This window comes from Streptomyces sp. NPDC051740, assembly GCF_044453165.1.
GTDB classification, from domain to species: domain Bacteria; phylum Actinomycetota; class Actinomycetes; order Streptomycetales; family Streptomycetaceae; genus Streptomyces; species Streptomyces atrovirens.
Genome location: NZ_JBITCL010000013.1, coordinates 189,688 through 208,958, shown reverse-complemented (window position 1 = coordinate 208,958; position 19,271 = coordinate 189,688). Strand labels below are relative to the sequence as shown.

Below are 19,271 nucleotides of genomic sequence, written 5' to 3'. Positions count from 1 at the left end.
ATCCCGCTTCCGCGCCGGTCACAGCGCCCGGAGGCCGTTGATCACGTCGCGCAGAATACTCTCGTCCGGCAGCTCGGCCGGGGGTACTGGCCGGTTCACATGGACCAATTCCGATTCCACGAGGTCTCCGACGAGGACCCGGACCACTCCGATCGGCAGATCGAGTTCGGCGGAGAGTTCGGCGACCGTCTGCGAGGTGTCGCGGCACAGTTCGACGATGTCCACGTGCTCCGGGGAGAGCGTGGGATCGTCCTCCGGATCGTCCGCGTGCGGCTCCGTGACGACCACCGCGATCAGGTCGAGGCGGTGCTGGGCCGCACTGGTGGTGCGGCCCCGCGTCATGGCGTACGGACGGACGACCGGTCCGGCCTCGTCGTCGAACCAGTGGCTCCTGCTCTGCCCGTCAGCGCTCATGTCATCCCACTACCCGCCCGAGGGCAGATCGGTGCGCGGAGCGGCGCCCAGATGCACACCGACCCGCTTCACGAGGAGCGTCATCTCGTAGGCGACCTGCCCGACGTCCGAGTCGGCGTCCGCGAGGACGGCGAGGCAGCTGCCGTCGCCTGCGGCGGTGACGAAGAGGAACGCCTCGTCGAGTTCGACGACGGTCTGCCGGACGTCACCGGCCTCGAAGTGGCGGCCCACGCCCTTGGCGAGGCTGTGGAAGCCGGAGGCGACGGCGGCCAGATGCTCGCTGTCCTCACGGGTGAGGTCCTTCGACGCGCCCGTGGGCAGGCCGTCGCCGGAGAGCACGATCGCCTTGCGGATGCTGGCGACGCGGTCCACCAGGTCGTCGAGGAGCCAGTTCAGCTCCCTCTTGTCGGTCGTGGTGTGGCCGGTGGCCCTCGGTGCGGTCATCGACCGTCCCCCTTGTTCGTTCGTCGTGGTGCTGTGCCGCTGTCGGCCTCGTCGCCGACGGCGTTCTCCTCGCGGCCGCGCTGCCAGCCGCGCTGGAGCGAGGCCATGCGGCTGCGGACTTCGTCGGCATCCCGTTCAACGGGCCGGGCCCTGTCCTCGTTCCGAGGTTCGGCACTGCGCTTGAGCTGCGGGGCGAGGCTGGCCTGCCGTACACGCCGGGGCAGCGATCCGCCGTCGGGTCGTACGGCGTCGGTGTCCTCGCCTTCCGTGGCCGGTGAGGAGTCGTCGGGGCCGCTCGCCGCGATGGCGGGACGGCGGGTGCGCTGGGGAAGGCCGGCAGGCGGCTCCGGCCGGTCGTCGCGCACGGGGCCGGAGGGCGCCGGAGTGTCGCTCCGGTCTCCGGTTCCGGTCCTGGGACGGGAGGGGTCGAGGCCCCGTCGGCGGGCGGGCAGCGGAGGCAGTGACTGCGCGTCCGGTTGTTCGCGCTCGGCGTCGGAGGAGAGCCGGTCGGTGCGGCGGCGTGCGGGGAGCGGGGACAGTGCCTCCGCACCCGGGCGGCCGGGTCCCCGGCGCCCCGCGGGGTCCTCACCGCGGCGGCGGGCGGGCAGCGGAGACGCTGCTTCCAGTTCGGGCCGGGTGGACGCGGTGGGCGTGCCCTCCTCGTCCGTGCGCTCCGGACGGACGCGCGCCTCACGGACCGGGCGCCCGTGGGAGCTGACCAGCTTGGGCGCTCCCCTGCGGGTCAACGGGACCGGGGCGTTCCGGTCGTCCCCGTCCGGGTCCGCGCCCTCGGGCGTGTCGGGGGTCTGCTGATGGTGCTCGCGGCCGGGCCGCTCCTCCTGGGTACCGGTGAGGGAGCGGCGGGGGCGGAAGAGGCCGCCGCGCCGGCTGTCCTCGTCGCCCAGGGCGCCGGGGAAGCCGTCGAGCGCGTCCAGGTCGACGGGGGCCTCCAGTTCGACCGGGCCGTCCAGCAGCGAGGCGGGGAGCCGGGGCAGCTGCACGGGCACCTGGGAGAGGGCGGCGCGGCGGCTCTCCTCCGGTTCGTGGTCCGTGGAGCGCCGGGGGCGGTCGAGGCGGAAGCCGACGCCGTTGGTGTCCGGGACGTCGTCCGTCAGCAGCGCGTCGGGGATGAAGACGACCGCTGTGGTGCCGCCGTACGGGGAGGGCTGCAGGGAGACCCGGACGTTCTGGCGCTGGGCGAGGCGGCTGACCACGAACAGTCCGAGCCGGTCGGTGTCGGAGAGTTCGAACTCGGGGGTCTCGGCGAGTCTGAGGTTGGCGTCCAGGAGGGCGTCGGCCGCCATGCCGAGCCCGCGGTCGTGGATCTCCAGGGTGAAGCCGTTGGCCACGCGCTCGCCGAGGACCTGGACGGCGGTGTGCGGCGGGGAGAACACCGTGGCGTTCTCCAGCAGTTCGGCCACGAGGTGGGTGAGGTCGGCGACGGCCGGACCGGTGACGGCGACCCTCGGCAGCCGGCGGACCTCGATGCGTTCGTAGTCCTCGACCTCGGCGACGGAGGCGCGTACGACGTCCATGAGCTGGACGGGTTTGCGCCACTGCCGGGAGGGCGCGGCGCCGGAGAGGATCACCAGGCCCTCGGCGTGCCGGCGCATACGGGTGGTGAGGTGGTCCAGCCGGAACAGGTCGGCGAGTTCCTCGGTGTCCTCGGTCCGGCGTTCCATGGTGTCCAGCAGGGTGAGCTGCTTGTGCAGCAGGACCTGGCTGCGGCGGGCGAGGTTGACGAACACCTCGGAGACACCGGCGCGCAGTTCGGCCTGCTTGACGGCGGCCTCCACCGCGGCGCGCTGGAGGGTGTTGAGGGCCTGGCCGACCTCTCCCATCTCGTTCTTGTCGTACTCCAGGCGCGGGACCTCGGTCTCGACGTCGACCTGTTCGCCCGCCGAGAGGCGGCGCATGACGCTGGGCAGTCGCACGCCGGACGCCTCGTGGGCCTCCAGGCGCAGCTTCCGGAGGTCCCGGACGAGTCCGCGGCCCACGCGCACGGAGAGGACGAGGGAGACCAGAAGGGCGATCAGTCCGAGGACACCGGCGATGACGGCCTGGGTGATGACGCCCATGGCGACGGGGCGGACGCGGTCCTGGTAGCGGTCGGCGGCCTGGTCGTTGAGGGTGCCGAGTTCGGAGAGCACATTGCCGGCGGCGATGTCCCAGCTCTTGGCCGTGATCCCGCGGAGCTCCCCGGTGCCGGAGGAGACGGCCGCCTCTTCGCCAACGCGCAGCGGGGCGGACGCCGCGTTCTTCCAGAAGGTCTCGTAGCGGTCGCGTTCGGACGCGGGCAGCTGCGGCAGACCGGCGTCGTACATCAGGGTGCGCTGGGCCACGAGGTCGGAGATGTCCCGCACTTCGGCACGGGACAGTTCGCCGACGATCAGGGCGGAGCCGAGCAGGGCGTCCTCGCGGGAGAGCAGTTCGCGGGCGCGGGCGAGACTGACCAGGGCGCGGTACTGCTTGTCGAGCTCGACGTCGTCGACCACGTGCAGATTGGCCAGCAGGATGTAGCACGGGTCGATCAGCCGGTTGTAGAGGTCGAGGGCCTGGGAACGGTTGACGGTGCCGTCCTCGACGCTGCGGCGCAGGGACTCGATGCCCTCGAAGGAGTCCAGTACCGCGCTCAGTTCGCCGGAGTCCCCGTGCATGGCCTCGCGCACATCGGTGTCCGCCGCGCTCCTGCGGACGTCGGCGACCGCGTCGTCGGTGGCGGAGCGGCTGCGCCGGAGTGCGGCGAGGCCGTCGGAGGCGCGGGGGTCGGCGAGGTGGACGAGGGTCTGCCGGCGCTCCTGCTGGAGGACGCGGACGGTGTCCTCGACCGGGTAGCCGACCTCCTCCATCACCGACGACACGTCGAAGAGATGGCTTGCCTCGCGGCCCGTGAGCACCGTGGTGAAGGCCCAGATCGTCGTCAGGGACAACAGCGGCACGAGAAGCAGCGCCACGATCTTCCGGCGGATGGACTTCCCGCGAAAGCGCATGGCCTCCCCCAGCTCGGCCCCCGACCGGCCGGGGGTACACATGTGCGTCAACAAACGGCGCGAGCCTACTACCGCGCCAGGGTGAACTCGAAGAGCCGTCCGGAAGCTGTAGTTCCGTACCTGGGGCGGGAGATGGGGAGTTGTCCGGGCATTGCGGGAGATTGCCTCCCGGAATCCGGGGCACCTTCCTGGGGTCGATCTCCGTGACAGGAGAGGACGGTTGGCCGGTTTCTTTCCCGACCGGGAATCTTCACGGCGTGCCGTTCGTCCTTCTCTGTGGGAAATGGGGGCGGAATCGGCCACAAGAGCCGTGTCCCGCACCTGGGCGGCGTAGAACGGCGCAAGCCGGGCAGCCACTGGAGAGCCGGGTCTTCGGACACGAGCGGGCGGTCTGCTGGCGGTGGGGAGTGACACGTTGATGGGCACGGCGGAGCGGCGCGAGGCGCCTGAGGAGGGCGCGGCGGCGCAGGTGACGACGCGGTCGGATGCCGGGGCGCCCGGATCCGGCGCAGCCGCGTCCGGGCGCGGGACGGCCGGCGAACGCGGCGCCGCGGCGCGGAAGGACAGAGGGAGTACCGGCGAGCCCGGCGGCTTCAGCGAGAAGGCCTCCTACCGGCCGCTGTGGGTCGAGGAGCCGGCCCGGCGGCGCCGGTTGCCGGACCCGGTGCGGACGGCGGCCGTGCGCGCGGTGCTCATCATCTCGGTGACGCTGATTCAGGCCATGGTGGCCTTCCTGTGCACGCTGGCCGAGTCCTGGCTGGCGTTCCCCATGGTCATCAGCAGTGTCGTCAGTACGATCCTGGCGACCTGGGGAGTCCTGGACGTCTGGGTGACCCGTCAGGTCTGGAACCAGCGCAATGGCGTGGTGTCCGCGCCCAGCAGCACCGCGCGGGCCCTGCGGCGCGAGCGGCGCCGCGCCCGCCGTCAGCAGCGGGCCGCCCAGCGGACGCAGGCTCGAATACGCCGGCGGGGCGGAGCCGGGCAGCTGTCGCACCCCTGAGACCACTCGCTCGCCGGAGCACGGGCCATCGGTACGCTGAAGTCGCGCATGGCGCGCCGGAGGGCGCTCTGCGCAACGGTTACCGACAGATGGTGAGAGCCGAGCCATGACCGGCGAGCGGAAACAGCCCGGGGGGAACGGGAGGGGCACGACGAGTGCCGTGCAGTCGGTGGACCGTGCGGTGAGTGTGCTGGAGATCCTGGCGAGGCACGGCGAGGCGGGTGTCACGGAGATCGCCGGCGAGCTGGGCGTGCACAAGTCCACGGCCTTCCGGCTGCTCGGTGTCCTGGAGAACCGCGGTCTTGTGGCCCAGACGAAGGACCGCGGCAAGTACCACCTGGGTGCCGGTGTGCTGCGCCTCGCGGGGGCGGCCGCCGTGCGGCTGGACATCTCGCAGGAGGGCGTCCCGGTCTGCCGGGAGCTCGCCGACGAGCTGGGCGAGACGGTGAACATAGCGGTGCTGGACGACGACGCCGCCGTCAACATCATGCAGGCCCGGGGTACGGCGTCGGTCACCGCGCAGAACTGGCTCGGCAGGCGCACCCCGCTGCATGCCACCGCCGGCGGCAAGGTGTTCCTGGCCCACCTGCCACCCGCCGTTCGTGAGGGGCACCTCGCCCGCCCGCTGCGCCGGTTCACGGAGCGCACGATCACCGAGACGTCGGAGCTGCGCGGTGAGCTGGAGGCGGTGATCGAGCGGGGGTACGCCGCCACGCTCGAGGAGCTGGAGCTGGGGCTCGCGGCCGTCGCGGCGCCGGTCCGCTCGCACGACGGCACGGTGATGGCGGCGATCAGTGTCTCGGGGCCGGTGTACCGGCTGCGTGCGGACCGGCTGCCCGAGTTGGGCAGCCGGACGGCGACGGCGGCGGCCGAGCTGTCCCGGCGCATGGGCTACGGCTTCTGAGCCGCGTCCGGGGCGCCGTCTGATCAGCCGTTCGCCGCCGCGGGCCGCTTGAACATGCGGGTCGCCGTGATCTCGCTGTGTGCCTCCTCGGCCGGGTCCTGCTGGGGAAGTCCCGGCCGGAGGTGTTCCTCCACGCTGATGTACTTCAGGCCGGCCCGCAGGTCGGCGTCGTTGCGCAGCCGGATGACCAGCGGGAACTCCGCGAGCGCCGTGGTGTCGAACAGACCGGTGGTGTACAGGAGCTGGACGCCGAGCGCGTCGGAGACCGCGCGCTGGAGCTCCAGGAGGTAGGTGGCGTTGGCGCGGCCGATGGGGTTGTCCAGGAACAGCGTGCCGGCGTGGCGGTGCTTGTCCCGGCCGCGGTCGTTGGAGCGCAGTGCGGCCATCGTGCAGTACAGGGCGATGGCCGCGGTGAGCAGCTGGCCGCCGGAGAACACGTCGCCCATCTGGCCGACGGGGACACGTTCGGCGCGCAGTACCGCGTCGGGCTTGAGGATCTCGACGGCGACGCCCTTCGGCTGGAGGGCGGCGGCGACCCCGCGCAGCAGCAGGGACATGCCGTCGCGCCGCAGGTCGGAGTTCTTCCTGACGGCCGCCCGGGTCGCCTCGTCGACGACCTCGCCGAGCCGCTCGGTGAGGGTGGCCTGGTCGGGTTCCTCGAAGCGGATGCGCAGGAACTCCTGCCCGGACCACTCGCCGAGGCCCTCCGGCAGCCGGGACAGCCGCTGGGCGGAGCGGAGGGTGGCGAGGGCGGACTCGACCAGGCCCCGCAGCCGGTCCACGATCGAGTCGCGGTTGCGCTCCAGCTGCTCCAGCTCGTCGGTGAGGACCCGCAGCCGGGGTGCGAAGGCGTCCGCCCACTTATGGGCGTGCTCGGGCAGCGCGGAGGCGGGCAGTTCGCGGATCTGCTGGCGCGCGGGGGTGCGGACCTGCTCGTAGCGCGTGGAGTTGGCGTGCCGGACGAGGATGTCGCTCGCCTCGCGCACGGCGGACTCGGCGGCGGACAGATCGGCGGCGCAGCCGCGCAGCGAGCGGCGGGACTCGGCGGCGGACTGCCGGGCCTCGTCCAGGCTTCCCGGGTAGGACTCGGGCTGCTCCTGCTCCTCCTCGGGGGCGTGTTCGCGCAGCAGGTCGCGGAGCATGGCGGCGATCTCGTCGAAGCCGCCGGCCGCGTCCTCGGCGGCGCGGTGCGCGTCGAGGAGTTCGGCGTGGGCCTCCCGGGCCTGGCTCAGGGCCTCGCTGCGGGAGGCGAGTTCGGTGGTGGCGGTGCGCAGGAGGGCCTGTGCGTGCTCGGCGTCGCGCGGCACCAGCTCCTCGGGGAGCCCGGTGTGCGCCTCGCCGTCCTCGGGCGCGAGCCGTTCGGCCTCGCCGCGCAGCCGTCCGAGCTGCTCGCTCGCGCTGGACATGCGGGTCTCCAGGAGCTGCACCAGCTCCTCGGCGCGGGCCGCGGCGGCCTGCCGGCTGGGTCCGTCGGAGCCGTCGGGCGACTGGAGCAACTGCTCGGCGCGGGTGCGGACCTTGTTGCTGAGCCGGTCCAGTTCGGCGCGGGCGGCGCTCTCGTCGCTCTCCGCGCGGGCCTGTTCGGCACGCAGATCGGCGCCGACGCCGACCTTCTCGTACACCTGGGACGCGGTGCGGTAGGCCTCACGCAGGGCGGGCAGGGAGGCCTGCGGCGCTCCGGTGCCGTCCTCGGGCACGTCGTCGGGGGCGCCCGCGATCTCGGAGCGCTCGGCGCGCAGCGCACGAGCGGTGCGCCGGGCGTCGTCGGCGGCCCGCTGGGCGCCGCGCCGGTCCTCGTCGGCGGCGCGCGCCCGTTCCAGGCAGGTCTGGGCGCGGGCCTCCGCCTCGGTCGCGTCGTCGGCGAGTTCGCGCAGTTTGACCTGCCAGCCGGCCCGTTCGCGCAGCCGGAAGGCGAGTCCGGCGAGGGCGTCGGCCGCACGCCGGGCCTTCTGCGCGGCTTCCTGCCGCTCGTCACGGACGCCGACGGCCTCGGCGGCGGCCTCCTCGGCCTCCGCCCGCGCGGTGCGCGCCTCGGCCAGCTCGGCCTCGGACTCCTCGGCGAACGCCCGTGCCTCGTGGGCCGTACCGGCCAGCTCCGTGAGCCGCCCGGCGGGGCAGCCGGTGCGCCAGGAGGCGAGCCGCGCGGCCAGCTCCCGGTCCTTGCCGAGCCGGGCGGCGAGCGCGCGGATCTCCTCGTCCCGCTCGGTCGCCCGGGCGCGCAGGGTCTGCCGTTCCTCGTCGGCGGCGTGCTCGTCGTGCATGGCCGGGTTCGGCGGTACGAGGAAGACGTCCCCGGTGTCCGTGCCCGGCGCCGGGGTGGGGGCGAGCAGGGCGGCGGCGGTGCCGACGGCTACGGCGGACCGGGGCAGCAGCGCGGCGTCGCTCAGTGCCTCGCGGGCGCGGAGGTGGGAGTCCGGGTCGGTGATGACGACGCCGTCGACCAGTTCGGGGCGGGCGGCGAGCACGCGCGCGTGGTCGGCCGGGTCGACGGCCTGGGCGAGGTAGCGCCATCCCGGGAGGGCCGGGATGCCGTGCTCACCGAGGAACTCGACCGTCGCCAGCACGTCCGGGCCGGGCGGCAGCAGCCCGCCGTCGCCGAGGGCGCCGAGGATGCGGGCGTCGTCCGCGGCTGCGGTCCGCAGGTCGAACAGTTGCCGCTCGGCGGAGGAGACGGCGTCGTCGAGCAGTTCGCGCAGCTCGTCGGCGAAGCGGTCGAGTTCCTCAGCGGTCAGGGCGCCCTCACCGGGGGAGGATCCGGTGTCGGGATCGCCCACCGCGCGGTCGGCGTCCGTGCGCCGGCCCGACACATCCGCCCGCTGCCTGCCGGTGGCTCCCGGCAGGCTCAGCAGTTCCGCCAGCCGTTGCTCGGCGGCGAGGGCCTCGGCCGTGCGGCGCTCGCCCTCGTGGGCGCGCTCGGCCGCCGTGGCCGCGTCCGCCGCGCGGGCCGCGGTGAGTTCCGCGCGGCTCTCGGCGGCGGCCGCCTCCCGCGCGTGCTCGGTGGCCCGGCGGGCCGCCTCGCGGGCGGTGTCCCAGGCGGCGACCGCCGTCTTCTCGGCGTCGCTGGCAGCGAGGGCGGCCCTGGCGGGGTCGGCGTCGGGAGCGCTGTCGTCGAGCCAGCCGGCCCGCACGGCCTCGGCGGTCTCCTGCTCGACCTCGGTGAGCCGCTGCCGCAGGTGCCCTACCTCACTGCGGGCCCGCTGTGCCTCGGTGGCGGCGGCGGTGGAGTCGCGGTAGGCGCCGTCGCTGACCTCCTGAAGGGCGGCGGACCGCTCCTCCTCCTCGTTGGCGAGGTTCTCGGCGTTCCGCGCGGCCGCGTGCAGGGCGCGTACCAGGTCGACGGCGGCCTTGGCGCGCGCGGCCAGCGCGGGGGCCGCGTCCCGCTCGGCCTCCTGGATGGCGGCGGACACCCTGGCGACGCGGTCGGCGGCGGCGCGGTGGCGCAGCACGACCTCGGCGGCCTGCCAGGCCGAGTACAGGGTGCGCGCTTCGGCGAGTTCGCGTTTCTGGGCGGCGGCGGACTTCTCGGCGGCGGCGAGCGCCAGGGAGGCGTGCCGGTAGGCGAGCTCGGCGGAGATCAGCGCACTGTGCTCGCGTGCCGACTCGGCGTGGGTCACGGCGTACGCGGCGGCGGTGACCCGCCCGGCCAGGTCGGCCGCGCGGACGCGTTCCCGGGCGCCGCGCGCGGAGAGCCTGCGGGCCAGGGTGCGGGTGCGGCGCTCGGCGGCGGTGTGGATCTCCCGCGCGCGGGTGCGGGCCTCGGCGGCCTCGACGATCCGGCCGAGCAGGTCGACGGACCCGGCGGTGAAGTCGCGTTCGGCGATCAGTTCGGCGCGCCGGCCCAGCTTGTTGCCGAAGCCGCCGACCAGGTCGGCGAGTCCGTCGGTGTCCCGGGTGTCGGTGACGGCGCGCAGCAGCAGATCGGTGAAGTCGGAGTCCTTCTTGACCGCGAAGAGACCGGCTGCCTCACCCTCGTCGGCGTTCATCTCCCGCTGGTAGCGGAAGAGTTCCGGGTCGAGTCCCAGCTCGCCGAGGTGTTCGGTCCAGCGCTCGTGGATCTCCTCCCAGTGCACCTCCAGGTGCGGGTAGTTCTTGCCGGCCTCCGTGAGGGCGTCCCGGAAGCCCTTCATGGTGCGGCGCCGTCCCCGCGCGCCCGACTGGCCCTCGACGGGCGGCCGTACGGCCGTGGACTCGGCGACCGGGAGGTTGTCCAGGCTGAGACCGGGGCCGGGCCGGAAGGAGTACCAGGCCTCGGCGAACTTCCTGGGGTCGTTGGAGACCTGGCGGCCCCGCCACTCGCTGGCCTTGCCGACGACGACGCACTCGCCGGTCTGCACGTGCTGCCACTCCAGTGCCACATGGCCGCAGTCGTCGGCGAGCAGGAACTTGCGCAGCACACCGGAGCTGGCGCCGCCGAGGGTGTTGCGGTGACCCGGGAGCATCACGGAGAAGATCAGCTTCAGCAGGACCGACTTGCCGCCGCCGTTCTCCAGGAAGAGCACCCCGGCGGGCGCCGGCCGGCGCGGCGGGCCGACGGGCTCCTCCTGGAAGAACTCCGCCTGCGTCGGCGCGGGGTCGGGCACGGTCCCGCCGACACCGCGCAGGTCGAGCACGGTGTCGGCGTAGCGCGCACCGGCCGGCCCGATGGAGTAGAGGCGGACCCGGGACAGCTCGTACATGGCGGACTCTCGTGAGGCTTCGTGAGACGGGGGGTCAGGCGGAGTGGAACGGCAGGCCGGCGTCGGCGACCAGCTCCAGGTCGTCGCCGTCCTCGGGCGGCAGCAGGGTGGGCGTCCCGTCGGTGACCGGGACGACGCCCAGCTCCAACAGCTCGGCCATGGCGGCGCCGCCCGCCATGTCGCGGACCTGGAGCTGGTAGCGGGCCGTGGTGCGGTACGTGCCGCCGTTGTCGTCGCCTGTGCGCTGCAGGAAGCCGGAGTCGGTGAGGAAACCGACGGCCTTGGCGACGATGCCGGTGGTCGATCCCGCGAGCCGGCGTGCGTCCTTGGTGGCGCCGGTCGAGCTGCGTCTGGCCCAGATCCGCCACGCGGCTTCCAGGCCGGGGGCGTCGCTGGCCGGATCGGTGTTCTCGCCCTGCTCCGCGGCCCGCTCCTCCAGGCGGTGGCAGGCCTGGCGGACGAAGGTGTCGACACCGTTGACCGTGACGCGCCCGATGTAGCCGTCGTCGGCGAGGTCCTCGGGGCGCGGGAAGGCCATGGCGGCGACGGCGAGGTGGGCGAGCCCGTGCAGGAACCTGTCGCTGCCGTCGGCGGAGGTGCGGCGCGCGTAGTCGCCCATGCGGACGGCGAAGACGGAGTCCTCGGCGGCGGTGACGGCCATGCCGGCGCGCGGGGACACCTCCAGCACGATCAGTCCGAGGCCGGTGGCCACGGCGTCGGCGAGCCGCGCGAACGGCGGGTCCTCGCGGTAGCGGCGCAGCAGGTCGGCGTACTCCTGGTCGCGGGCGGGCTGGAGCTTGGGCTGCAGGCCGAAGGCGACGAGCCGCGCGGCGTCGGCGGCGTCGGCGGGTGTGACGGCGGCGCTCGCCGGTGCGGCCACGGCCTCCGGCTCACTCCACTCGACGTGCTCGGTCACGGTCGGGACTCCTTGTTCTGGGACACCTCGGTACGGACTGCCTGCTCCGTCATGCCGCCTCCGACCGGTCCGCGGCCATCCCCGCCGCGTCCAGCAGGGCCGTGCCGACGATGAGGTCGGCGCCGCCGAACTCGGGGTCGTCGAGGTCGGTTCCGTCGTCCACGGCGAACAGCAGCTTCGGTTCGCCCTGGCGGTAGGCGGTGCCGACCGGGGGGCTGGCGGCGTGGATGGCCAGCAGGGCGACCAGGTAGGGCAGTTCGGGGTCCTGACGGCGGGCGTCGGCGAGCAGTCCGGAGAGCCGGCGCGGTGCGTCGGCCGGCAGGTCCAGCAGCTCCGTGGCGGCCGCCAGCTGCTCCTCGCTGAAGCGGCTGTCGTCGGGCGTGGCGATCAGGTCGGGCTCGGGCATCTCGGCGCCGAGGTGTTCCCGCTCCACGGGCGGTGTCAGCAGGATCTCGACGAGGTCGGCGACCCGGACGGAGACCGGGGTGCGCAGTCCGGTGCCGTGGGCGAAGAAGGCGTCGGTGACCCGGGCCGCCCGCTCCACGGGCAGCGGCAGCAGGGGCGCGAGGAGGTGGCCGTAGAGGTCGGTGCCCGAGGCCGACGTGGGGGTGGCGAAGGCCTGCCGGTCCTGTTCGGCGCGGAACAGCGGGCCGGCCTCCAGCAGCCGGGACTGCAGCTGGGTGTGGCGCCGGATGCAGTCCTTGACGATGTCCACCAGCTCGGCCGCCCGGCGCTTGTGCTCGGGTTCCTCGGTCTCGTCGCGGGCCTTGCGGATGTTGGTGAGGATCGCGTTCTCGTGGCGGTAGCGGTCCGCCACGTGGTCGAGGGCCTCGGCGATCATGTCGGGCACGGCGCTCAGCCAGTCCACCGCGCGGACGTTGCGGCGGGTGGCGTCCAGGGCCCGGCGCAGGGTCTCGGAGTACTGCACGGTCCGGTAGCGGGCCTGCTCGGCGGCGAGCTGGGCATCGGCGAGCCTGCCCCGGCTGATCAGCACCTCCAGTTTGACCTCGGCGGCGATCTGCGCGCTGGTGACATCGGTGTCCAGGGCTCCGACCAGGACGTTGACCGCCTCGTCGGTGGTCCGCAGGTACACCGTGCCGCCGGGGCCGGGGACCTCCTCGATCAGCTTGAAGTCGTAGTCGCGGCGCACATAGGTGCCGTCCGCGCCGAACACGCCGTACACCGCGCGGAAGCCGCGGTCGACGCTGCCGACGTTGATCAGGTTCTCCAGGACCCAGCGGGCCACCCGCTCGTGCTCGGCGGCGGGGCGGCGCGGTGCCTGGGCGGCGATGCGCGGGATGAGCCGGGCGACTATCTGGTCGTGGTCGGCACCCGTGTCGAAGTCCATGTTCAGGGTGACGAGGTCGATGCCCGCGAGGGCGATCTCGGCCATGCCGTACACCGAGTACTCGCCGGCGAGGTTGGCCTTGCGCGCGTCGAGGTCGTGCAGCGGCGCGGTGCACGCGAGCGCGCGCAGCCGCCGCGCCAGCCCTTCGTCGGCGGCCGGGCCCGGCGCGGGCCGCGGCCCCGCGCTGAGCTGGGGCGGAACGCTGTCCGTCGATGCAGGCGAAGTCACGGTGCACAGACTAGGTCCTAGGTCTGACAACAACCCAAACGACCGTGTTGCGCCCCGGCGCGACGGTCGTCACACCACCGGCCGGCCGTCCTGGCCGTCCTCGCCGACGCGCCGCCGGTACACCTCGACGACCCGCTCCAGCGAGACTTCGAGGTAGGCCGCCAGCAGCGCCTCGGCCCTGTCGCGGTCCCCGTCCTTCAAGGCCTGAAGAATGCCGACATTGCGGGCGATGTACGGTTCGTGCAATTGCCGGGGCTCGTCCACGACGTGGAAGGCGAGCCTCAGTTCGGCGAAGACGCTGCGCATCAGCTCGTCCGTGCGCTCGCTGGCGGCGAGAGCCACCAGTTCCCGGTGGAAGTGGATGTTGGCCGTACCCACACCTTTCCAGTCACCTTCACGCGCCGCCGCACGCCCCTGTTCCACCACCTCGGTGAGCGCGCCGAGCACGTAGGGCGGGTCGCCGAGCCCGCGCACGACGGCGCACTCGACGAGCCGGCGGGTGCGGTAGATGTCCTCGACGTCCTCGACGGTCAGCACCCGGACGAACACGCCCCGGTTCAGCTCGTGGACGAGCAGCCGCTCGTGCGTGAGCAGCCGGAACGCCTCGCGCAGCGTGTTGCGGGAGACGCCGAGCGCGCCGCCGATGCTGTCCTCCGACAGCCGCGTGCCGGGCGGGAAGTAGCCCTCGGCGATACGGCTCCTGAGGATGTCCGCGACCCGCTCGGCGGTGCTGGTACGGCCCAACAGGGCACGGTCGTCGGCCAGTCCGCCCATCTGCTCTGCCATGCCGGAATTCAATCGCACGCGGAAGTACGAGACAACATGGGTATTGAAGGATCGTTCAACGATCCTCTACCTTGCTGGGCAGTGGCACGGCTCACCCTTTCCCGCACCCTTCGTCCTCCCTCTGCGAGGTGCCCATGAGCACGCCCCCTCCACCGCGGGCCCTGACCGACACCCCATGCCCCGCACCGCCCGAACACGCCCCCGACGACGGGGCGTTCGGATGGCTGCGCGCACTGGGACCGCGCGGCCGGCGCGCCTTCGGCGGCGCGTTCGGCGGCTATGCCCTGGACTCGTACGACTACTTCACGCTGCCGCTGACGATGGTCGCGCTGTCGGCGTACTTCGGTCTGGACAGCGGTCAGACCGGCCTGCTCACCACCGTCACCCTGGTGGTCTCCGCGGTCGGCGGCGCCCTCGCCGGCGTGCTGGCCGACCGCATCGGCCGGGTCAAGGCGCTGCTGCTGACCGTGATCACGTACGCGGTGTTCACCGTGGCCTGCGGCTTCGCGCCCGACTACGAGACGCTGCTGGTGTTCCGCGCCCTGCAGGGCCTCGGCTTCGGCGGTGAGTGGGCGGTCGGCGCGATCCTGGTCGCCGAGTACGCGAGCGCCCGGCACCGGGGCCGCACCCTCGGCGCGGTCCAGAGCTCCTGGGCCGTGGGCTGGGCGCTGGCCGTGATCGTGTACACGGCGGTCTTCTCGCTGGTGGACGACGACCTGGCCTGGCGCGTGATGTTCTGGACCGGCGCGCTGCCGGCGCTGCTCGTGGTGTGGGTGCGGCGCAGTGTGCGGGACGCTCCCGAGGCAACCGCCGCGCGGGAGAAGAGCGCGCGGAAGGGCTCGTTCGCGACGATCTTCCGGCCGGGCCGGCCGGGAGCACCGGGTCTGCTGCGCACCACGCTCTTCGCCGTGCTGCTCTCCACCGGCGTCCAGGGTGGCTACTACACCCTCGCCACCTGGGTGCCGACCTATCTGAAGACGGAGCGCGACCTGTCGGTCGTCGGCACCGGCGGCTATCTGACGTTCCTGATCTCGGGCGCCTTCATCGGCTATCTGACCGGCGGCCACCTCACCGACCGGCTGGGCCGCCGGCGCAACATCTGGCTGTTCGCGCTGCTGTCCGCGATCTGCGTCCTGGCGTACACGAACATCCCGAACGGCGCCGACACCGTGATCCTCGTGCTCGGCTTCCCGCTCGGGTTCTGCATGTCGGCGATCTTCAGCGGCTTCGGCTCCTACCTGAGCGAGCTGTACCCGACGGCGGTGCGCGGTACGGGACAGGGCTTCACGTACAACACCGGACGCGCCGTGGGTGCCGTCTTCCCCACGACGGTCGGCTTCCTGGCCGACGGCTGGGGCGTGGGCGGGGCGCTGGTCTTCGGCGCGGTCGGCTACGGCATCGCGGCGCTGGCGCTGCTGGGGCTGCCTGAGACGCGCGGGAAGGAACTGGAGTGAACCACACCGACGACCGTCCGCCGACCGTGGTGGACGACCGCCCTGTGACACTGGCCGACGAGCACGCGCGCGTGTGGAGCCCGCGCACGGCGCGCGCCCGCTTCCGGGAGGGGCTGGCGGGCCCCACCGCCGGTGTGGCCGCGGGGCACACCCAGGCCAATCTGATCTCGGTGCCCGCCGACTGGGCGTACGACATGCTGCTGTTCTGCCAGCGCAACCCCAAGCCCTGTCCGGTCCTGGACGTCACCGACGCCGGATCCACGGCCACCGTCCTCGCCCCGGACGCGGACCTGCGCACCGATCTGCCGCGCTACCGCGTGTGGGAGCACGGCGAGCTGGTGGACGAGCCGACGGACGTGCGGGCGCACTGGCGCGGTGACCTGGTGTCGTTCCTGATCGGCTGCAGCTTCACGTTCGAGTGGGCGCTGACGGCGGCGGGCGTTCCGGTCCGGCACGTCGAGCAGGGCCGCAACGTTCCCATGTATGTGACGAGTTGGCAGTGCCGTCCGGCGGGGCGGCTGCGCGGGCCGATGGTGGTGTCCATGCGGCCGGTGCCGCCCGAGCACCTCTCCGCCGCGATCCGGGAGAGCAGTCTGCTGCCGGCGGTGCACGGCGGGCCCGTGCACTGCGGTGATCCCTCCGGACTGGGCGTCGACGACCTCGGCCGCCCGGACTTCGGCGACCCGGTGGACCTCGAGCCGGACGACATCCCGGTGTTCTGGGCCTGCGGGGTGACCCCGCAGGCCGCGGTCATGACCTCCCGTCCGCCGTTCGCCATCACGCACGCACCGGGGCAGATGTTCCTCAGCGACGCCCGCGACGAGCAGTTCCGCGTGGTCTGACCGACCTGTGCGGCACGAGACAGGAGAAACGAAGTACCCATGACGTCGATCGATCTGAACGCCGACCTCGGCGAGGGGTTCGGCCGCTGGCGGCTCACCGACGACGAGCGGCTGCTGTCCGTGGTGACCAGCGCCAACGTGGCGTGCGGTTTCCACGCCGGGGACGCGTCCACCATGCGCCGGGTGTGCGAGCTCGCCGCCGGGCGCGGGGTGCGGATCGGCGCCCAGGTCTCCTACCGGGACCTGGCCGGGTTCGGGCGGCGCGCGATGGACGTGCCGCCCGCCGAACTGGCGGCCGAGGTCGCCTACCAGATCGGCGCACTGGAGGTGTTCGCCCGCGCGGCAGGCGCCCGCGTGGCGTACGTCAAACCGCACGGGGCGCTGTACAACCGGGTGGTGCGCGACGAGGAGCAGGCCGGCGCGGTCGTCGACGGGGTGCTCCTGGCGGACGCCACGCTGCCCGTGCTCGGCCTGCCCGGCTCCCGGCTGCTGGAACTGGCCCGGAAGGCGGGTCTGCCGGTGGTCACGGAGGCGTTCGCCGACCGGGCGTACACCGACGGGGGCACGCTGGTGCCACGCCGCCAGGAGGGCGCCGTGGTCACCGACCCTGACTCCGTGGTGACCCGCTCGGTGGACCTGGCCCGCCACGGGAAGGTCGACGCGCACTCGGGACGGCGTATCGAGGTGCGGGCGCGTTCCCTGTGCCTGCACGGTGACACGCCCGGCGCGGTGGATCTGGCGCGACGGGTGCGCGACGCGCTGGAGGCGTCCGGGGTGCGGGTGGAGGCCTTCGTATGAGGGTGCTGCCCGTCGGCGAGGACGCCCTGCTCGTCGAGGTCTCCTCGGGCGGCGAGGCCCAGGCGCTCCACGCGGAGCTGCTGCGGCGCCGCGCGGAGGGCTCGTTGCCGGTCGGTGAGATCGTCCCGGCGGCGCGCACGGTGCTGCTCGACGGCCTGTCCGATCCGGCCCGGCTGGCCGCCGAGCTGACCTCGCGTGAGCTGCCGCCCGTGCCGCCGCGCGCGCGGGAGACGGTCGAGATCCCGGTGCGCTACGACGGCCCGGACCTCGCGGACGTCGCCGCGCACTGGGGTGTCCCCGCGCGGGAGGTGGCCCGTGTCCACGCGGGCACCGAATTCCGTGTGGCGTTCTGCGGATTCGCGCCCGGGTTCGGCTATCTCACCGGTCTGCCGGAGCGCTACGACGTGCCCCGCCGGCCCACTCCGCGCACCGCCGTCCCGGCCGGCTCCGTGGCGCTGGCGGGCCCGTACACGGGCGTGTATCCGCGGTCCTCGCCGGGCGGCTGGCAGCTGATCGGTACGACCGACCTCGTGCTGTGGGACCACGCGCGCGTGCCGGCGGCGCTGCTCTCCCCCGGCACGCGGGTGCGTTTCGTCCCGGTGACGGGGGCCGCGGTATGACGGACCGTGCGCTCGCCGTCGTCCGCGCGGGAGCCCTTACCACCGTGCAGGACCGGGGCCGTCCTGGACACGCCCATCTCGGCGTCCCCCGTTCCGGGGCACTGGACGGGCCCGCGGCGGCGCTCGCCAACCGGCTGGTCGGCAACCCTCCGGACGCGGCCGTCCTGGAGACGACCCTCGACGGCTGCTCCCTGCGGCCTCGTTCGACGGTCACCGTGGCGGTCACCGGGGCCCCCTGCCCGATCACCGTGGACGGCCGGCCGGCCGCCTGGGGCGCGCCGGTCCGCATGCGTGCCGGTTCCGTGCTGGACGTCGGTGCGACGGTCTCCGGTGTACGCGCCTATGTGGCCGTCTCCGGTGGGATCGCCGTCGAACCGGTGCTCGGCAGCCGCTCCACCGACCTGCTCTCCGGTCTCGGCCCGGCGCCCCTCACGGACGGTGCCGTGCTCCCCCTGGGAACGCCTGGGGGGCCCCACGCGCGCGTGGACGTGGCCCCGCAGCCGGCGCCCCCCGGCGAGCTCGTGCTGCGGGTGACGCCGGGCCCGCGCGACGACTGGTTCACCCCGGCCGCGGTACGGCTCCTCACGTCCCGCACGTACCACGTGTCGCCGGCGAGCAACCGCATCGGGCTGCGCACGACCGGACCGGCCCTGGAACGGGCGAGGCAGGACGAACTCCCCAGCGAGGGCATGGTGCTGGGCGCGGTGCAGGTGCCGCCCGACGGGACGCCGGTGGTCTTCCTGGCCGACCATCCGACCACCGGGGGCTACCCGGTGATCGCGGTCGTCCACCCGGCCGACCTCCCGGCCGCCGCCCAGGCACCCCCCGGCACCCCGGTCCGCTTCGTCGCCGTACGGCCCCGTCGACGCCTCTCCGGCGGATGACACCCGGGTCGCGTGCGGGGGCAGGAGGCGTCGGCGCCACGGCCCTCCCCCGCGCGGGAGGGCAGGTACGCCCCGTGTCCGGACAGGTCAGGCGGTGCCCGGGCGTCGTTCCCCCGCCGGCAGTGCGGCCAGGGCTGCCGAGACGGCGGCGGAGGCACGCAGGTCGAGGCGGGCGCCGGTGCCCCGCGCGTGGTGGCGCATCTCGTCGGCGGCCGGCGAGAGCAGTTGCGGCAGGAGGTCGGTGCACCGGCGGGCCACCCAGCCGGTGCCGGCCGTGGCCGGCCACCACAGGCTCGCCCACGCGGTGGGCGCCGGGGAGTCCGGCTCGGGCCCGGTGGCGACACCGCGTTCCGCCAGTAACGCATGCAAACACACGGCCAGTTGACGGTGTCCCGGCTCACCGGGACGCAGCCGGTCCGCGCTCCGCATCGCCCGGTCGGTGATCCAGTCCCCCTCGCAGGCGTGCAGGTGCGCCGCGCCGTACCGGTCGGACAGGACGTGGACCACGGTGTTCACCGCCCGTTGCCGCCGGGCCGCCGGGACTGCCGGGCGGGCCGGCGCGCCCGGCAGTCCCGGCATCCCGCCCGGATCGGGCAGGCACACGGTGAGCAGTACGGCGCCCTGCCCGGTGCAGGCCGCGTACACGTCGTCCAGCCGGGCCGTCACGTCATGGATGCCGAAGGTGCGGCGCAGGGTGTCGTTGACGCCGACGACGACGGGGACGAGGCCGGGCCGCAGCTCCAGCGCGGCCGGCAGCCGCCGTTCGAGCACGTCGCGCGTCTGTGCCCCGCTCACCGCGAGGTTGGTGAACCGCACGGGCCCGGCACACAGCGACGGCGCGAGCAGCGCGGCCCAGCCGCGCCGTCCGCCGCCGGTCCGGTCCGGTCCGGTCCGGTCCGGTCCTCGGTCAGCGAGTCCCCGAGGGCCACGAACCGCAGCGGTCTCATGAGAGTCCCCGGAACGCGGC

14 protein-coding genes and 1 pseudogene are annotated in these 19,271 nt (G+C 73.9%); 7 read left to right on the top strand and 8 right to left on the bottom strand.

Annotated features, from left to right (window positions below; translation table 11 throughout):
* Positions 1-18 precede the first annotated feature (18 nt).
* The 3 genes from ACIA6T_RS22805 to ACIA6T_RS22795 are packed head-to-tail and all read right to left on the bottom strand — an operon-like array spanning position 19 to position 3,848.
* A complete protein-coding gene (locus tag ACIA6T_RS22805; protein ID WP_385057515.1) occupies positions 19-414 on the bottom strand; it encodes a DUF742 domain-containing protein in 396 nt (131 codons plus the stop codon).
* A 9-nt stretch (positions 415-423) separates the two neighbouring features.
* Entirely contained in the window at positions 424-858 is a 435-nt protein-coding gene (locus ACIA6T_RS22800) for a roadblock/LC7 domain-containing protein (RefSeq protein ID WP_399448283.1), read from the bottom strand.
* The gene (locus ACIA6T_RS22795) at positions 855-3,848 is read right to left on the bottom strand and encodes a nitrate- and nitrite sensing domain-containing protein (protein WP_399448282.1); all 2,994 of its coding nucleotides are present in this window, start codon (positions 3,846-3,848) and stop codon (positions 855-857) included. Before ACIA6T_RS22795 ends, ACIA6T_RS22800 begins: the two co-directional genes overlap by 4 nt.
* 418 nt (positions 3,849-4,266) lie before the next feature.
* Here ACIA6T_RS22795 and ACIA6T_RS22790 point away from each other — a divergent pair, with 418 nt between their 5' ends.
* The gene (locus ACIA6T_RS22790) at positions 4,267-4,848 is read left to right on the top strand and encodes a hypothetical protein (protein WP_399448281.1); all 582 of its coding nucleotides are present in this window, start codon (positions 4,267-4,269) and stop codon (positions 4,846-4,848) included.
* Positions 4,849-4,954: 106 nt separating this feature from the next.
* On the top strand, positions 4,955-5,752 hold the full coding sequence (locus ACIA6T_RS22785; RefSeq protein ID WP_399448280.1) for an IclR family transcriptional regulator: 798 nt from the start codon (positions 4,955-4,957) through the stop codon (positions 5,750-5,752).
* 23 nt (positions 5,753-5,775) lie between these two features.
* On the opposite strand, the gene ACIA6T_RS22780 is transcribed toward ACIA6T_RS22785, so the two are convergent.
* The 4 genes from ACIA6T_RS22780 to ACIA6T_RS22765 form a co-directional block, all read right to left on the bottom strand.
* Positions 5,776-10,428, bottom strand: coding sequence for a hypothetical protein (locus ACIA6T_RS22780; RefSeq protein WP_399448279.1), 4,653 nt, complete (start codon positions 10,426-10,428; stop codon positions 5,776-5,778).
* Between the two features lie 34 nt (positions 10,429-10,462).
* Positions 10,463-11,344 (bottom strand): hypothetical protein, encoded by an 882-nt coding sequence (locus ACIA6T_RS22775; RefSeq protein ID WP_399448278.1) that lies wholly within the window; start codon positions 11,342-11,344, stop codon positions 10,463-10,465.
* Positions 11,345-11,393: 49 nt separating this feature from the next.
* A complete protein-coding gene (locus ACIA6T_RS22770; RefSeq protein WP_399448277.1) occupies positions 11,394-12,920 on the bottom strand; it encodes a hypothetical protein in 1,527 nt (508 codons plus the stop codon).
* A 69-nt stretch (positions 12,921-12,989) separates the two neighbouring features.
* Positions 12,990-13,706: a GntR family transcriptional regulator gene (locus tag ACIA6T_RS22765; RefSeq protein ID WP_399448276.1), complete on the bottom strand. Its 717-nt coding sequence runs from the start codon at positions 13,704-13,706 to the stop codon at positions 12,990-12,992.
* A gap of 134 nt (positions 13,707-13,840) precedes the next feature.
* On the opposite strand from ACIA6T_RS22765, the gene ACIA6T_RS22760 reads away from it, so the two are divergent.
* The 5 genes from ACIA6T_RS22760 to ACIA6T_RS22740 are packed head-to-tail and all read left to right on the top strand — an operon-like array spanning position 13,841 to position 18,304.
* Complete coding sequence (locus ACIA6T_RS22760; protein WP_399448275.1) at positions 13,841-15,160, top strand: MFS transporter; 1,320 nt, start codon at positions 13,841-13,843, stop codon at positions 15,158-15,160.
* A complete protein-coding gene (locus ACIA6T_RS22755; protein ID WP_399448274.1) occupies positions 15,157-16,002 on the top strand; it encodes a putative hydro-lyase in 846 nt (281 codons plus the stop codon). The genes ACIA6T_RS22760 and ACIA6T_RS22755 overlap by 4 nt, the downstream gene beginning before the upstream one ends.
* A gap of 39 nt (positions 16,003-16,041) precedes the next feature.
* On the top strand, positions 16,042-16,800 hold the full coding sequence (locus tag ACIA6T_RS22750; protein ID WP_399448273.1) for a LamB/YcsF family protein: 759 nt from the start codon (positions 16,042-16,044) through the stop codon (positions 16,798-16,800).
* Positions 16,797-17,420, top strand: a complete 624-nt coding sequence (locus tag ACIA6T_RS22745) for an allophanate hydrolase subunit 1 (protein ID WP_399448272.1) — start codon at positions 16,797-16,799, stop codon at positions 17,418-17,420. Before ACIA6T_RS22750 ends, ACIA6T_RS22745 begins: the two co-directional genes overlap by 4 nt.
* Entirely contained in the window at positions 17,417-18,304 is an 888-nt protein-coding gene (locus ACIA6T_RS22740) for a biotin-dependent carboxyltransferase family protein (protein WP_399448271.1), read from the top strand. Before ACIA6T_RS22745 ends, ACIA6T_RS22740 begins: the two co-directional genes overlap by 4 nt.
* Before the next feature lie 87 nt (positions 18,305-18,391).
* On the opposite strand, the pseudogene ACIA6T_RS22735 reads toward ACIA6T_RS22740, so the two are convergent.
* Positions 18,392-19,251: pseudogene (locus ACIA6T_RS22735) on the bottom strand (GDSL-type esterase/lipase family protein).
* Between the last annotated feature and the right edge of the window lie 20 nt (positions 19,252-19,271).

Excerpts from the sequence above, each read along its gene's own strand:
- ACIA6T_RS22805 (WP_385057515.1), bottom strand. The coding sequence starts at position 414 with ATGAGCGCTGACGGGCAGAGCAGGAGCCACTGGTTCGACGACGAGGCC.
- ACIA6T_RS22800 (WP_399448283.1), bottom strand. The coding sequence starts at position 858 with ATGACCGCACCGAGGGCCACCGGCCACACCACGACCGACAAGAGGGAG.
- ACIA6T_RS22795 (WP_399448282.1), bottom strand. The coding sequence starts at position 3,848 with ATGCGCTTTCGCGGGAAGTCCATCCGCCGGAAGATCGTGGCGCTGCTT.
- ACIA6T_RS22790 (WP_399448281.1), top strand. The coding sequence starts at position 4,267 with ATGGGCACGGCGGAGCGGCGCGAGGCGCCTGAGGAGGGCGCGGCGGCG.
- ACIA6T_RS22785 (WP_399448280.1), top strand. The coding sequence starts at position 4,955 with ATGACCGGCGAGCGGAAACAGCCCGGGGGGAACGGGAGGGGCACGACG.
- ACIA6T_RS22780 (WP_399448279.1), bottom strand. The coding sequence starts at position 10,428 with ATGTACGAGCTGTCCCGGGTCCGCCTCTACTCCATCGGGCCGGCCGGT.
- ACIA6T_RS22765 (WP_399448276.1), bottom strand. The coding sequence starts at position 13,706 with ATGGCAGAGCAGATGGGCGGACTGGCCGACGACCGTGCCCTGTTGGGC.
- ACIA6T_RS22760 (WP_399448275.1), top strand. The coding sequence starts at position 13,841 with ATGAGCACGCCCCCTCCACCGCGGGCCCTGACCGACACCCCATGCCCC.
- ACIA6T_RS22750 (WP_399448273.1), top strand. The coding sequence starts at position 16,042 with ATGACGTCGATCGATCTGAACGCCGACCTCGGCGAGGGGTTCGGCCGC.
- ACIA6T_RS22745 (WP_399448272.1), top strand. The coding sequence starts at position 16,797 with ATGAGGGTGCTGCCCGTCGGCGAGGACGCCCTGCTCGTCGAGGTCTCC.
- ACIA6T_RS22740 (WP_399448271.1), top strand. The coding sequence starts at position 17,417 with ATGACGGACCGTGCGCTCGCCGTCGTCCGCGCGGGAGCCCTTACCACC.